Consider the following 13286-nt stretch of genomic DNA (forward strand, 5'->3'; position numbering starts at 1 on the left):
TGGCATTCCCCCCGCCGCAAAACCCGTCCTACGTGCTCAAACGTGCCTGGAACACGACGTCCAGCGTTTCCCACTGGCTGGCGCCTAGTTCGCCTTGAAGCCGGTCCAGCAGCAACTGGGCAGCCCTTGCGCCTAGTCCCGCCGCATCCACGCCCAGCGTGGTCAGCCCCTGCGCCCATTGCGCCGCGCTGCCGTCGTCCGTGAAACCCAGCACCGCCAGATCCTGCGGCACATGCAGGTCGCGGTTGTGCGCTTCCGACACTGCCGCTGCGGCGAGCAGATCCGATGTGCAGAAAACCGCGTCGAAAATCGTATTGGTGGCCAGCAGGCGCAGGAAGGCCATGCGGCCGTCATTCATTTGCTGAACTTCCGGCTGAACGATATCGGCCACCAGTTCCAGCCCCAAAGACGCGGCGGCACTGATGAATCCTGCGCGGCGAGCCCGTTCCCAGGGATTATCGGCGCTGATGCAAGCGACCAGCGCATGGCGCTTTTCCGACAAGTGGCGAGCCGCCGCGCGTCCCGCTTCCTCGTTGTCGATGACGATGGCGCTATCCAGCGGGTGCGCGGACGCGCTCCAGGTTTCCACCACAGGAATTTCCAGGGCGGCCACACACTCGCGCACGGCGGGTTCGTCCAGCGGTCCGATGACCAGCGCCGCCGCCGGACGCAAGGCGGCCAATTGAGGCAGCATTTGAGCGTCGTGCCAGGGGCCGGCAGCCAGGTAATAACCGGCAGGCGCCAAACGTTCGGCGCAAGCCTGGATGGCGCGTAAGGCCGGGCCGGCGTCCAGGCGGGGGGCGATGAGCGCAATAGCGCGTAGCGTAGGCAGGGAAGACATGGGGGAAATTCTACGGATTTGTCAGGCGTGACGATAACCCAGCCCGGGCACGGCCTTGCGCGTGGCGGGCAGGGGGGCGCATCCCGTGAACGGGCCCCTTCGTCGCGAATCCTGGCCTTGGAGGGTAAAATGCCTTTTTTTGTCTAGACCGGGCCGTCTTGCGCACCGGTTGCGAAGGTGCCCCATGTCTACGCTCGCCGAGTCCCCTGTTCCCTCGAACGAACCCGCTGCCGCGCCCGCGGAGGCAGTCTACGATCCGACGCAAAAGCAAAAATCGCAGGCCAAGACCTCACGCATTCCCATCAAGATCATTCCGGCCGAACGCCTGAAAAAACCCGAATGGATCCGTGTGAAGGCCGCAGCGCCCGGCTCGCGCTTCTACGACATCAAGCGTATCTTGCGCGAACACAATCTGCACACGGTCTGCGAGGAAGCGTCCTGCCCGAACATCGGCGAATGCTTCGGCAAGGGCACCGCCACGTTCATGATCATGGGCGACAAGTGCACGCGCCGCTGCCCGTTCTGTGATGTGGGCCATGGACGCCCCGACCCGCTGGACACCAAAGAACCCGAGAACCTGGGCCGCACCATCGCCGCGCTCAAGTTGTCCTACGTCGTAATCACCTCGGTCGACCGCGACGACCTGCGCGACGGCGGCGCTGGCCACTTTGTGGATTGCATTACCCATATCCGCGAACTGTCCCCCACGACCCGAATCGAAGTCCTGGTGCCCGACTTCCGCGGCCGTCTGGACCGCGCACTGACTATTCTGAACGCTGGCCCCCCGGACGTCATGAATCACAATCTGGAAACGGTGCCGCGTCTATACAAGCAGGCCCGTCCGGGCTCGGACTACATGCACTCGTTGAAACTGCTGGCCGAGTTCAAGAAGCTGCATCCGGAAGTTCCGACCAAGTCCGGCCTGATGCTCGGGCTGGGTGAGACGGACGAGGAAATCCTGCAGGTGATGCGCGACATGCGTGAACACAATGTGGACATGCTGACGATCGGCCAGTATCTGCAACCGTCGGAACATCACCTGCCCGTGCTGCGCTATGTGCACCCGGACACGTTTGCGATGTTTGAACGTGAAGCCTATGCGATGGGGTTCTCGCATGCAGCGGTGGGCGCGATGGTGCGCTCGTCGTACCATGCGGACGAACAGGCGCATGCGGCTGGGGTGAATTGAGTTCAGGTTCGCGTCTGCGCGGAAACCTGCTGGGTTCAGCAGGTTTCCGCGTTGTTCAAAGATACGCCCTTCAAATCCTTTGCGGATAGCAACGGCGTGTCCTTCCAAGGCCAGGCTATTGCCAGTGTGGCGTCATCCCAGCGTATGCACCGCTCGTGTTGCGGCGCGTAGTATTCGGTGGTCTTGTATAAGACCTCGGCCCACTCTGACACCGCCAGGAAGCCGTGCGCAAATCCTTCGGGTATCCACAGCTGGCGCTTGTTGTCCGCGCTGAGCACCGCACCGGTCCATTGCCCGAATGTAGGTGAGGCGCGGCGCAAGTCGACGGCGACATCAAAAATCTCTCCAGCGCATACACGCACCAGTTTCCCTTGTGGTTGCTGCACTTGATAGTGCAAGCCGCGTAACACGCCCTTGGCGGAACGCGAGTGATTGTCCTGTACGAAGCGGCGCTGCAAGCCGGTACATGCTTCGAACGCAGCCTGATTGAAACTCTCGAAAAAGAAGCCACGGTCATCTGTCATGACTCGGGGTTCCAAAATCAGCACATCGGGAATGGTTTGTTGGATGACTTTCATCAGAACACCTTGTCCACCAAAATGCGAATCAGGTATTTGCCGTAACCACTCTTAGCGAGTGGGGCGGCCAGCTTTTCCAGCGCTTCAGCCGTAATCCATTTTTGCCGGAAAGCGATTTCTTCCGGGCAGGCGACTTTAAGGCCCTGGCGATGTTCCAGGGTCGCGATGAATTGGCTGGCTTCCAGCAACGATTCGTGCGTGCCGGTGTCCAGCCATGCAAAGCCGCGCCCCATGATCTCCACGGCAAGGCGGCCTTGTTCCAGATAACGCTGGTTCAGATCAGTGATTTCGAGTTCGCCGCGCGCGGACGGCCGGATACTGCTGGCGAAATCGACGGCATCGTTGTCATAGAAATACAGCCCGGTCACCGCATAGTTTGATCGAGGTTTGACCGGCTTTTCTTCGATGGACAGCACGTTGCCGTCCCGATCAAATTCCGCGACGCCGTAGCGTTCCGGATCTTGCACATGGTAGGTGAAGACGGTGGCGCCGTCCGTGCGCGCATTGGCATTTTGCAGCAGCTTGGGCAGTTCGTGCCCATAGAAGACGTTGTCTCCCAGCACCAGTGCAGACGGGCCTTGGCCGATAAATGGCGCGCCGATGATGAGCGCCTGGGCCAGACCGTCGGGCGACGGCTGAACCGCATAGCTGAGGTTCAGCCCCCACTTCGACCCGTCTCCGAGCAGCTGTTGAAACCGAGGGGCGTCCTGCGGCGTCGCAATGATCAGAATGTCCTGGATGCCCGCCAGCATCAGTGTGGTCAGCGGGTAATAGATCATGGGTTTATCAAAGACCGGCAGCAATTGCTTGCTCATTGCCAGCGTCGCCGGGTACAGCCGCTCGCCAGAGCCGCCGGCCAGCACGATGCCTTTGCGCCTCATGCGGCACCTCCGCGTTTGAAAAGTTGATCCAGTACGCGGTCTGCGTAGACGTTCCAGGAGTCAGGTTGAATGCCGAGCGCGTGCGAAAGCCGCGTCGCGTCCAGCCGTGAATTGTGCGGGCGGCGCGCTGCGGTTGGATAGTCTTTTGACGCGATGGCGCGAATCCGATCAGGCGACAGCGCAAGGACGGCGCCGCGCGCCGCCGCTCCGGCAACCAGATACTGGGCGAACGCGTGCCAGGTGGTGTCGCTGGCAGCGGCCAGATGGTAGATGCCAGAGGCCAAGGCGTCTTTGCGGTGCTGTTGGATTGCCATCGTGGTGACGTCGGCGATCAGCGCGGCTGACGTCGGGGTGCCATGCTGATCCGCTACGACGTCGAGCTCTTGCCGGGTGCGCGCAAGTCGAAGAATCGTGGCCGGGAAGTTTTTGCCTTGCGACGAATATACCCAACTGCAACGCAGGATAAGGGCATCACAAGCGCTCTGCAGAATCGCAGACTCGCCCGCCAGCTTGGTTGCCCCATAAACATTCAAAGGATTGGGGGCATCGGCTTCCGTATAAGGCAGCGATTTCTCGCCATCGAATACGTAGTCGCTGGAATAGTGCACCAGTAGCGCGCCAGCATTTTTTGCATAGCTGGCCAATGTGGATACCGCCAACACGTTGACCTGCGTGGCTGTGTCCTGATCGGTTTCCGCTTGGTCTACGGCCGTATAGGCTGCGGCATTCACGATCACGTCAGGACGGTGCACCGACAGCGCCAGCATCAAGGCGTTCTGGTCACGGAGATCCACATCGTCGCGTCCCAATGCTGCCAGCTCCCCAAGCGTGGGCAACAAACCCCGCAAGTGGCGGCCGATCTGCCCATCTTTGCCAAACAGGAGAATTTTCACGCGGTTTCTGCCTGTGCGCAGCCAGCTGGTGGCTGGCGATAGGCGCCGCTTGTTATGCGCGCCACCCACTGCGGATGATCCAGATACCAGCGGACCGTTTTCCGGATGCCGGAATCAAAAGTCTCCGCGGGTATCCATCCCAGTTCGCGTTGTAGCAGGGTGGCGTCTACGGCGTAGCGGCGGTCATGGCCCGGGCGGTCCGTGACATGGACGATTTGCGTCGCGTAGGAATGCCCGTCTGCCCGTGGGCTGAGTTCATCAAGCAGCGTGCACAGGCCGTGGACGACTTCCAGGTTGGTCCTTTCATTCCAACCGCCTACGTTATAGGTGGCCCCTGGCACGCCGGCTTCAAGCATTCTGCGTATGGCATCGCAATGGTCGCCCACGTAAAGCCAATCGCGGCGCTGCAATCCATCGCCGTAGATAGGCAGCGGTTTGCCGGCGAATGCGTTGTGAATCACCAGCGGAATCAGTTTCTCGGGAAATTGCAGCGGACCGTAGTTGTTAGAACAATTCGACGTCAATACCGGCAGACCGTAGGTCTGATGGTATGCGCGGACCAGATGATCGCTGGCTGCCTTGCTTGCCGAATAGGGGCTGTTCGGCGCGTAACAGGTCTGCTCCGTAAATGGCGGATCGCCAGCGGCGAGCGAGCCGTAAACCTCGTCGGTTGAGACGTGCAAAAAGCGGAAATCAGTTTTGGCGCTGCCGTCTAGCGCCGTCCAGTAATGGCGAGCCGCTTCAAGTAAATGGAAGGTGCCAACAATATTGGCTTGGACAAATGAGCCCGGGTCGGCAATGGAGCGGTCGACATGGGTCTCGGCGGCAAAGTTGATCAGGGCGCGCGGTTGGTGAGCCTGCAGCAGGCGCAACATCGCGTCTTGGTCAGCGATGTCGCCTTGGACAAAATCGTGTCGCGGATCGTCTTGCAAGGATGCAAGATTGTCCAGGTTGCCTGCATACGTAAGCTTATCCAGCGTGACGACCGGCTCGTTGTGATGCGCAAGCCAGTCCAACACGAAGTTGGAACCGATGAAGCCGGCACCGCCGGTGACAAGAATACTCATATACCTCAAGCCTTTACGACTGATGGCGGCTGATCAGTCCCGGCTGTGGACTATCGGCGCGCCTGGGCGCCTGCCCAAAACGTATCTTTCTGCCCTGCATGCTGGTTTATACAACGCGCCAGCACGAACATCAGGTCTGACAGCCGGTTCAAATATTGGCGGACCGGCGGGTTCACATTGTCCACTTTTGCCAACGCCACCACGGCGCGTTCTGCGCGCCGGCACACCGTACGCGCCACGTGGGCTTGTGCAGCGCCACGCGTACCGCCAGGCAGGATGAATTCGCGCAGGGGCGGCAGAGCGGCGTTGTAGTGGGCCAGGCGCGCATCCAGGTGCGCGATCTGCTCGTCTTTGACGGCCGTATGGCCTGGAATGCAAAGCTCGGCGCCCATGTCGAACAGGTCGTGTTGAATCGTCAGGAGATCTGTGGATATGTCGGCTGGCAGGGATTCTGTCAGCAGCAGGCCGATGACGCTGTTCAGCTCATCTACATCGCCCATTGCGGCGATTCTGGGGGCATCCTTCGGCGTGCGTGATCCGTCCCCCAGGCCAGTTGTGCCGTCGTCCCCCGTGCGGGTGGCAATGACAGATAAGCGGTTGGCCATGGAAATTCCTGATTGGGGTGTGGAAGAAGGCAGGTTTGCGTCAGGCGGTAAGCATTTACGGCCAAGCGGGGCAGGTTCGCAAACATCGGTCAGAACTGTTTCGTTCTACTGCCGGAACTGTTTCATAACGGCGGTATCCTAGCATTGTGGAAAGCAGGTACGGTGCAGGTTCCGGCCGCCGGCTTTCGCTGTCAATGGAGGATGCCGTATGGCTTTTGACCGCAAATATGCAATGCCCATGGCTGTCGCTGCCGCGATAGCGGTTGTTACGGTGGCTGCGCCGCTGGCGTTCGCCCAACAAGCCGATGCGAGCGGAGAAGTCCGCCGGGTAGACCCCGCTGCAGGCAAGGTGACGATCAAGCATGACGAAATCAAGGCGTTGGACCTGCCTGCGATGACGTTGGTCTATGACGCCGATCCTGCCTTGCTGGTCAAGATCAAGGCGGGCGACAAGGTCCGCTTCACGGCTACCCGCAAGGATGGGAAATACGTCGTGACGGCGATCGCGAACTGATCAATACCGCCGCCAGGAAAAAACGCCGTTTATCGCATTGCGATAAACGGCGTTTTGCCAGATGGAGGGCGCGGGTTACAGCACGTAGCGCGCCAGGTCCTGGCTGCTGGCGGCTTCTGCCAGTTGCGCGTTCACGTAGGCCGCGTCGATCTTCACGCTCTTGTCGCTGCTGGCGGTAGCGTCAAACGACAGTTCGTCCAGCAACTTTTCCATCACGGTGTACAGGCGGCGGGCGCCGATGTTCTCAGTGGTTTCGTTCACGTCGAAAGCCAGCTCGGCCAGGCGGCGCACGCCTTCTTCGGTGAATTCCAGCTGCACGTCTTCGGTGGCCATCAGCGCCGTGTACTGCTTGGTCAGGGACGCGTCCGTGTCGGACAGAATGCGGACGAAGTCTTCGGCGGTCAGCGATTCCAGTTCAACGCGGATCGGGAAGCGGCCTTGCAGTTCCGGAATCAAATCCGACGGGCGGGCAAGGTGGAAAGCGCCAGAGGCGATAAACAGGATGTGATCGGTACGAACCATGCCGTAACGCGTGTTGACGGTGGTGCCTTCAACCAGCGGCAGCAGATCGCGCTGCACGCCCTGGCGCGACACGTCGGCGCCGCCGGACTCCTGGCGGGCCGCAATCTTGTCGATTTCGTCCAGGAAGACAATGCCGTTCTGTTCGACATTGTTAATGGCCACGGTGCGCAGATCTTCTTCGTTGACGCGCTTGGCGGCTTCTTCGTCGACGATCAGCTTGAAGGCTTCACGCACCTTCATTTTCTTGGGTTTTTTCTTGTCACGCGCCATGCCGGCGAACATGCCGCGCAGCTGCTCGGCCATCTCTTCCATGCCGGGGGGCGCCATGACGTCCATTTGCGGCGCGGCTTGGGCGACTTCGATCTCGATTTCCAGATCGTCGATCTTGCCTTCGCGCAGGCGCTTCCTGAAGGTCTGGCGGGCGCTGTTGTCTTCGCCGCGTTCCGGCTCGCCGGAGGCGCCGCGCGCGGGCGGCACCAGGGCGTCCAGGATGCGGTCTTCGGCGGCGTCTTCGGCCTGGGTGCGCACGCGGCGCATTTCCAATTCACGCGTTTGCTTGATCGAGTATTCGGTCAAGTCGCGGATGATGGTGTCGACGTCGCGGCCGACGTAGCCCACTTCGGTGAACTTGGTGGCTTCGATCTTGATGAAGGGCGCGTTGGCCAGCTTGGCCAGTCGGCGAGCGATTTCGGTCTTGCCCACGCCGGTGGGGCCGATCATCAGGATGTTCTTGGGGTGGATCTCTTGGCGCAGAGGCTCGGCGACCTGCTGGCGGCGCCAGCGGTTGCGTAGCGCCACGGCAACCGCGCGCTTGGCGCGGTTCTGGCCGACGATGTACTTGTCGAGTTCGGAGACGATCTCTCCGGGCGTCATGTTGGATGCGGACATGAGGGCGAATCCTTGAAGCTGGTGGCGGGCTGGGGAGACGGCCGCGGCGCAAGGGGGGAAGCCCCGCGCACCGCGTGACGGGCGTCAGTCACCCAGCGTTTCGATGACGTGGTTCTGATTGGTGTAGATGCAGAGGTCGCCGGCGATTTCCAGCGATTGCTTGACGACGACTTCAGGTGGCAGCTCGGTGTTGCGCAGCAGCGCCAGTGCGGCCGATTGGGCGTAGGCGCCGCCGGAGCCGATGGCAGCCAGGCCATGCTCGGGTTCCAGCACGTCGCCGTTGCCGGTCAGCACCAGCGTGTGTTCGGCGTCGGCCACGATCAGCATGGCTTCCAGCCGGCGCAGGACGCGGTCGGTGCGCCAGTCGCGGGTCAGTTCGACCGCCGCACGCATCAAATTGCCCTGATGCTTTTCCAGCTTCGCTTCGAAGCGTTCCTGCAGCGTGAAGGCATCAGCAGTGGCGCCGGCGAAACCGGCCAGTATCTTGTCGTGGTACAGACGGCGGATCTTGCGGGCCGTGCCCTTGACGACGATGTTGCCCAGGGTGACCTGGCCGTCGCCGCCGAGCGCGACGCGATTGCCGCGGCGTACACACAAGATGGTGGTGGCGTGAAATTGTTCCATGCGTTCCTTCCTTTGAAAGAACTAGCTGGGGGCGGTTATGCGGAAATCAAGGGAAAAGGGACCTTGCCCCCACGCCGCGCGCGCTTCGAGTGCTTGCTGCCAAATAAAAAAGGCTATGCCGGAAACCAGCATAGCCCTTCAGGCATGGCCAAAATAACGGGACGGATTAGTCGCCGTACAGCTTTTGGCGCATTTCGCGGCGTTCCTGCGCTTCCAGCGACAGGGTGGCCGTGGGGCGCGCCAACAGGCGGGGTACGCCGATGGGTTCGCCCGTTTCTTCACACCAGCCGTATTCGCCGCTGTCGATGCGGGCGATGGACTGTTGCACCTTCTTCAGCAGCTTGCGCTCGCGGTCGCGGGTGCGCAGCTCCAGGGCGTGTTCTTCCTCGATGGTTGCGCGGTCGGCGGGATCGGGCACGAACTGCGTTTCGCGCAGGTGCTCAGTGGTCTCGCCGGCGTTGGCCAGGATGTCCTGTTCGAGTTGTTTGAGCCGTTCTTTGAAGAAAGCCAGTTGGCGTTCATTCATATAGTCGGACTCGGGCATGGCCAGCAATTCCTTCTCGCTGGGCAGATCAATCGCCGTATCGCTCGTCGACTTGCTTGATTTTTTGGTTGCTGCCTTGGTAGCCATGAAAACACTCCACTATGAATCGATCCTGGCGCGGGCGTCCTTTCCCGGTCCGTGTTGCTGGTTGACTACGCTATCCGTACCTCACAGTACTGCCTTCGTCGCATTGCGTCACGTCGGGAAGGGGGATTACCCCGCCAGGCACTGCTCCAAGCCCCGGGTGAAAATCTCCTGGGGCAGCTTACGTCCGATGAATACCATCTTGGTGGACGGTTTTTCGGCCGCGGTCCACGGCTTGCCGGGTTCGGCGCCCATCATCATGTGTACACCCTGGAACAACATGCGGCGGTTGATGCCCTTCATGTACAGGATGCCCTTGTAGCGCATCAGGTCGGGACCATAGACCTGCACAACGCCGCCAAGGAATTCCTCAAGACGTGCGGGATCGAACGGCTTGTTGGAACGGAACACAAACGCGCCGATTTCGTCGTCGTGCTGGTGATGGTGATGATGGTGGGCATGATTGCATTGCGCCCCGCAATCGCCTTCATGGTCGTGATCATGGTCATGGTCATGGTCATGGCCGTGATCGTGTCCGTGGTCATGACCATGGTCATGGGCGGCGTCGGGGTGTTCATCGGCCAGGAACTGCGGGTCGATGTCCAGAATGGAATTCAGATTGAAGCCGCTGATGTCGATGATGGACTTCAGGTCGACTTCGCCGAAGTTGACCGGCGTGATCGGCGCGCGCGGGTTCATGTGAACCAGGCGGTGGCGCAGCGCTTCGTAGTCGACTTCGTTGACCAGGTCTCGCTTCGAGATCAGGATGCGATCGGCAAAACCGACCTGCTTCTGGGCTTCGGGCTGCGCGTCGAGGGTGGCCATGCCGTGCTTGGCATCAACCACGGTAACCACCGCATCCAGGCGGTAGTACTCGGCGATGTCGTCATCCATGAAGAACGTCTGGCAGACGGGGCCGGGGTTGGCCATGCCAGTCGTTTCCAGAATGACGCGTTCAAATTTCAGTTCGCCGGCTTCGCGTTTGACGCGCAGCTCGGACAGGGTGCGCATCAAATCGCCACGCACCGTGCAGCAGACGCAGCCGTTGGACAGTTCGATGATTTCTTCATCGCTGTCTTGCACAAGCAGGTCGTTGTCGATGCTTTCCGGTCCGAATTCGTTTTCGATGACCGCAACGCGGCGGCCGTGAAATTCGGTCAGGATACGTTTGAGCAGGGTGGTCTTTCCCGCACCGAGAAAACCGGTGAGGATGGTGACGGGAACCATTTTGTCCAAACTGCGCGGGGTGTTCATGGCGAAGCTGCTAGCGTGAAGTCAAGGCGTTAAACATAAGACCCGAAAAAAGGTGTCTTACGAAGACCCGGCAGGGTGTGTTGCAAGGCTGCCGGATGATGTTTGCCACAGGCTGCGTAAGCCGCCGATAGCGGCCGGACGCAGGATTACAGCACAGTCGGGGGCAGGGGGCAAACCCCGGGTCAACCCAGGGGCGATAGCTGTCCGGATCGCGGCTGTACACCGTCAAGTATCGGGCGATATCACTATTTTGGGGCGGATTTCCGAATTTCAAGGGTGGAACCCGCCCTTGAGATTGGCGGCCTGCAAGCCGGCCATGTGGCTGGCATGTTGCACCCGGCGGATGAGATCCGCCGGCGTGGTTAATGCTTAATGATGATGATGGTGGTCATGCCCGGCGTCCGCCGGTTGTTTCTGCTGGCATTGAGGGCACAGCGCTCGGATTTCCGTTTCGTGCGTGGCCAGGGCGTAACCCGTTTGGGCGACACGTTCGGCCAGTTGGCGGCTCATGGCGGGATCGGAAATTTCGGCCACTGCGCCGCAACCTGTACAGACTACCAGCAGGTCATGCGGGGCGCCGCCGGCGTCATGACAGGCGCTCCAGGCGTTGACGGCGTCCAGCCGGTGTATCAGGCCTTCGTCCATCAGAAAGTCCAGGGCGCGATATACGGTCGGAGGCGCGGCGCCGGGGTGTACGGCGCGCATGGCGTCCAGCAATTCGTACGCCTTCAAGCTGCGTCCGTGACGCAACAGCAATTCCAGCACCTTGCGGCGGATGGGGGTCAGGCGGCGTCCGCGTTGCTCACACAACGTCTCGGCGACGCTGAGCTGGGCGCCTACGGTGTCGCTGCGGGGGGAACGGGGCGGAGCGGGCATGGCGGGCTTTATCTGAATGGAAGACGCGCGCAACGCGCGCGAGATGCCTGGAAGGTAGCAGAAAACCTTCTTATGCGGGCGAATGCGGCGGAATCAAGCAAGTATGGTTATGATATAACATAATGAATTCTGGCTTCACGGCTTTTCTTTGCGGTTCGCCCTGCGTTTCCTTATGTCTCACTTTTCGCTTCTGCCCGCGCGGCCTGGCGCTGCATCGCGGCAAGCCCCCCCGCCCCGTTCTGCATTTCTGGTCTCCGCCTGGCGGCGCATGGCGTTTGCGCTGCTTGCCGCCTTGGCGCTGTGGGCGCTGACTGGGTGGGCATTGGATTGGTGGCCGCGGTGAGCGCGGCGCCCATCACGATTGAACTGGCCGACGCGTCTTTTGGATGGCACGGTCATGCCGCGCTGAAGTCGGTGTCCGGGCGCTTTGCCGCGGGTGGCATGACGGCCGTGGTTGGCCCAAACGGCGCGGGCAAGTCGACGCTCATCAAAGGCATCATGGGCGTGTTGCGCCCCATGACCGGCAGTGTGCGCATCAGCGGCGGGGGCCGGTCCGAATTGGCCTGGCTGCCGCAGGCCGCCGAACTGGATCGATCCTTCCCGGTATCGGTGTTGGACTTGGTGGCGATGGGTGCCTGGCGCCGGGTTGGCGGTTGGCGGCGGTTTGCCGGTGTAGAGCTGGACCGTTGCATGGATGCGCTGGAAACCGTCGGTTTGGCGGACGCTGCGGGACGCGGCGTAGACACTTTGTCGGGCGGACAGATGCAGCGAACTTTGTTTGCCCGGATGCTGGTGCAGGATGCGCCGGTGCTGCTGCTGGACGAGCCGTTTGCTGCCGTCGACAGCCATACGGCAGATGACCTGATGGCATTGTTATGCGGGTTGCATGGTCAGGGCCGGACGGTGATTGCGGTGCTGCACGATTTGGATCTGGTGCGGGATCACTTTCCGGATTGCTTGCTTCTATGCGGCTCGGTGGTGGCGTGGGGTAATACGCCAGACACCCTGAACGACGCGCATCTGAAGCGGGCGCGCCATTGGCATGCGGGAGCCTGCCAATGAGTCTCGCACAGTGGGTGGTATCGCCCTTTCTTGATTTTGGATTCATGCGGCGCGCGCTGGCGGGCGCCTGCGCCCTGTCTTTGGGCGCTGCGCCTTTGGGCGTGTTTCTGGTGTTGCGGCGCATGAGCCTGATGGGCGATGCCATGTCGCACGCCATTCTGCCGGGTGTGGCCGCCGGTTTTCTGCTGTCGGGTTTGTCACTGGGCGCAATGATGCTGGGCGGCGTTGCGACCGGACTGGCCGTGGCGCTGTTGGCGGGGCTGGTGGCCCGCCTCACGCCGTTGCGCGAGGACGCCAGTTTTGCAGCCTTCTATCTGATCTCGCTGGGTTTGGGCGTGCTGCTGGTCTCGCTGCGCGGCTCCAATATGGACTTGTTGCACGTGCTGTTCGGCACGGTGTTGGGGCTGGATGATGCGTCGCTGCTGCTGGTCACCATCACGGCCAGCGTGACCCTGCTGGTGCTGGCCGCCATCTACCGCTTGCTGGTAGCCGAATGTCTGGACCCGGGGTTTCTGCGCGCAAGCGGCGGAAGCGGCGGTTGGGTCCATATGGGGTTTCTGGTGCTGGTTGTCGTCAACCTGGTCGCAGGCTTCCAGGTGCTGGGCACCCTGATGGTGGTCGGCATCATGATGCTGCCGGCCGCTGCTGCACGATTCTGGGTCCGCTCGGCGGCCAAACAGATCCCGCTTGCCGCGGGTGTCGGCGTATTGGCCTCGGTCAGCGGCCTGCTCGTTTCTTATCACTTCAATGTGCCGGCCTCGCCCTCGATCATTCTGGCGGCTGGCGTCTGTTACCTGTTTTCCATCGTAGGCGGTCCGCAAGGCGGGCTGCTGCGGGCGTCGCGCCGTACGCGCCGGGCCTGAG

The 13286-nt window shown here is 61.4% G+C and carries 15 protein-coding genes; 4 read left to right on the top strand and 11 right to left on the bottom strand.

What is annotated here, in order from left to right:
* Positions 1–28: 28 nt before the first annotated feature.
* Positions 29–841, bottom strand: coding sequence for a substrate-binding domain-containing protein (locus tag RAS12_RS22680; protein ID WP_306941618.1), 813 nt, complete (start codon positions 839–841; stop codon positions 29–31).
* Positions 842–1025: 184 nt separating this feature from the next.
* On the opposite strand from RAS12_RS22680, the gene lipA reads away from it, so the two are divergent.
* A complete protein-coding gene (lipA, locus tag RAS12_RS22685; RefSeq protein ID WP_306941620.1) occupies positions 1026–2030 on the top strand; it encodes a lipoyl synthase in 1005 nt (334 codons plus the stop codon).
* A gap of 35 nt (positions 2031–2065) precedes the next feature.
* Here the strand turns inward: lipA and rfbC are convergent, their stop codons facing one another.
* Genes rfbC through RAS12_RS22710 form a run of 5 tightly spaced genes read right to left on the bottom strand, consistent with a single transcriptional unit; the run spans position 2066 to position 6054 of the window.
* Complete coding sequence (gene rfbC, locus RAS12_RS22690) at positions 2066–2608, bottom strand: dTDP-4-dehydrorhamnose 3,5-epimerase (protein ID WP_306941622.1); 543 nt, start codon at positions 2606–2608, stop codon at positions 2066–2068.
* Complete coding sequence (gene rfbA, locus RAS12_RS22695; RefSeq protein ID WP_306941624.1) at positions 2608–3489, bottom strand: glucose-1-phosphate thymidylyltransferase RfbA; 882 nt, start codon at positions 3487–3489, stop codon at positions 2608–2610. Before rfbA ends, rfbC begins: the two co-directional genes overlap by 1 nt.
* The gene (rfbD, locus tag RAS12_RS22700) at positions 3486–4382 is read right to left on the bottom strand and encodes a dTDP-4-dehydrorhamnose reductase (RefSeq protein ID WP_306941625.1); all 897 of its coding nucleotides are present in this window, start codon (positions 4380–4382) and stop codon (positions 3486–3488) included. Before rfbD ends, rfbA begins: the two co-directional genes overlap by 4 nt.
* Positions 4379–5449 carry a dTDP-glucose 4,6-dehydratase gene (gene rfbB / locus RAS12_RS22705; RefSeq protein WP_306941626.1) on the bottom strand — a complete coding sequence of 357 codons (1071 nt, stop codon included), beginning with the start codon at positions 5447–5449 and terminating at the stop codon, positions 4379–4381. Before rfbB ends, rfbD begins: the two co-directional genes overlap by 4 nt.
* 50 nt (positions 5450–5499) lie before the next feature.
* Positions 5500–6054 carry a cob(I)yrinic acid a,c-diamide adenosyltransferase gene (locus RAS12_RS22710; RefSeq protein ID WP_306941629.1) on the bottom strand — a complete coding sequence of 185 codons (555 nt, stop codon included), beginning with the start codon at positions 6052–6054 and terminating at the stop codon, positions 5500–5502.
* Between the two features lie 208 nt (positions 6055–6262).
* On the opposite strand from RAS12_RS22710, the gene RAS12_RS22715 reads away from it, so the two are divergent.
* Positions 6263–6568: a copper-binding protein gene (locus RAS12_RS22715; RefSeq protein ID WP_306941631.1), complete on the top strand. Its 306-nt coding sequence runs from the start codon at positions 6263–6265 to the stop codon at positions 6566–6568.
* Positions 6569–6643: 75 nt separating this feature from the next.
* Here RAS12_RS22715 and hslU read toward each other — a convergent pair whose 3' ends face one another.
* The 5 genes from hslU to RAS12_RS22740 all read right to left on the bottom strand — a co-directional run bounded on the left by hslU (position 6644) and on the right by RAS12_RS22740 (position 11360).
* Positions 6644–7978: an ATP-dependent protease ATPase subunit HslU gene (hslU, locus tag RAS12_RS22720; RefSeq protein ID WP_306941632.1), complete on the bottom strand. Its 1335-nt coding sequence runs from the start codon at positions 7976–7978 to the stop codon at positions 6644–6646.
* Between the two features lie 84 nt (positions 7979–8062).
* Positions 8063–8602 (bottom strand): ATP-dependent protease subunit HslV, encoded by a 540-nt coding sequence (hslV, locus tag RAS12_RS22725; RefSeq protein ID WP_306941634.1) that lies wholly within the window; start codon positions 8600–8602, stop codon positions 8063–8065.
* 166 nt (positions 8603–8768) lie between these two features.
* Complete coding sequence (gene dksA / locus RAS12_RS22730) at positions 8769–9233, bottom strand: RNA polymerase-binding protein DksA (RefSeq protein ID WP_006216410.1); 465 nt, start codon at positions 9231–9233, stop codon at positions 8769–8771.
* 126 nt (positions 9234–9359) lie between these two features.
* Positions 9360–10484, bottom strand: coding sequence for a CobW family GTP-binding protein (locus RAS12_RS22735; RefSeq protein ID WP_306941648.1), 1125 nt, complete (start codon positions 10482–10484; stop codon positions 9360–9362).
* A 369-nt stretch (positions 10485–10853) separates the two neighbouring features.
* Positions 10854–11360 (bottom strand): Fur family transcriptional regulator, encoded by a 507-nt coding sequence (locus RAS12_RS22740; protein WP_306941650.1) that lies wholly within the window; start codon positions 11358–11360, stop codon positions 10854–10856.
* Between the two features lie 339 nt (positions 11361–11699).
* Here RAS12_RS22740 and RAS12_RS22745 point away from each other — a divergent pair, with 339 nt between their 5' ends.
* Together RAS12_RS22745 and RAS12_RS22750 are read left to right on the top strand one after the other, a co-directional pair.
* Positions 11700–12422, top strand: coding sequence for a metal ABC transporter ATP-binding protein (locus tag RAS12_RS22745; protein ID WP_306951574.1), 723 nt, complete (start codon positions 11700–11702; stop codon positions 12420–12422).
* Positions 12419–13285 carry a metal ABC transporter permease gene (locus tag RAS12_RS22750; RefSeq protein WP_306941653.1) on the top strand — a complete coding sequence of 289 codons (867 nt, stop codon included), beginning with the start codon at positions 12419–12421 and terminating at the stop codon, positions 13283–13285. Before RAS12_RS22745 ends, RAS12_RS22750 begins: the two co-directional genes overlap by 4 nt.
* Position 13286: the final 1 nt, after the last annotated feature.

Source organism: Achromobacter seleniivolatilans (assembly GCF_030864005.1).
Taxonomy (GTDB): domain Bacteria; phylum Pseudomonadota; class Gammaproteobacteria; order Burkholderiales; family Burkholderiaceae_B; genus Achromobacter; species Achromobacter seleniivolatilans.

Coding starts and splice junctions, on each gene's coding strand:
- RAS12_RS22680 (WP_306941618.1), bottom strand. CDS start 841: ATGTCTTCCCTGCCTACGCTACGCGCTATTGCGCTCATCGCCCCCCGC.
- lipA (WP_306941620.1), top strand. CDS start 1,026: ATGTCTACGCTCGCCGAGTCCCCTGTTCCCTCGAACGAACCCGCTGCC.
- rfbC (WP_306941622.1), bottom strand. CDS start 2,608: ATGAAAGTCATCCAACAAACCATTCCCGATGTGCTGATTTTGGAACCC.
- rfbA (WP_306941624.1), bottom strand. CDS start 3,489: ATGAGGCGCAAAGGCATCGTGCTGGCCGGCGGCTCTGGCGAGCGGCTG.
- rfbB (WP_306941626.1), bottom strand. CDS start 5,449: ATGAGTATTCTTGTCACCGGCGGTGCCGGCTTCATCGGTTCCAACTTC.
- RAS12_RS22710 (WP_306941629.1), bottom strand. CDS start 6,054: ATGGCCAACCGCTTATCTGTCATTGCCACCCGCACGGGGGACGACGGC.
- RAS12_RS22715 (WP_306941631.1), top strand. CDS start 6,263: ATGGCTTTTGACCGCAAATATGCAATGCCCATGGCTGTCGCTGCCGCG.
- hslU (WP_306941632.1), bottom strand. CDS start 7,978: ATGTCCGCATCCAACATGACGCCCGGAGAGATCGTCTCCGAACTCGAC.
- hslV (WP_306941634.1), bottom strand. CDS start 8,602: ATGGAACAATTTCACGCCACCACCATCTTGTGTGTACGCCGCGGCAAT.
- dksA (WP_006216410.1), bottom strand. CDS start 9,233: ATGGCTACCAAGGCAGCAACCAAAAAATCAAGCAAGTCGACGAGCGAT.
- RAS12_RS22735 (WP_306941648.1), bottom strand. CDS start 10,484: ATGAACACCCCGCGCAGTTTGGACAAAATGGTTCCCGTCACCATCCTC.
- RAS12_RS22740 (WP_306941650.1), bottom strand. CDS start 11,360: ATGCCCGCTCCGCCCCGTTCCCCCCGCAGCGACACCGTAGGCGCCCAG.
- RAS12_RS22750 (WP_306941653.1), top strand. CDS start 12,419: ATGAGTCTCGCACAGTGGGTGGTATCGCCCTTTCTTGATTTTGGATTC.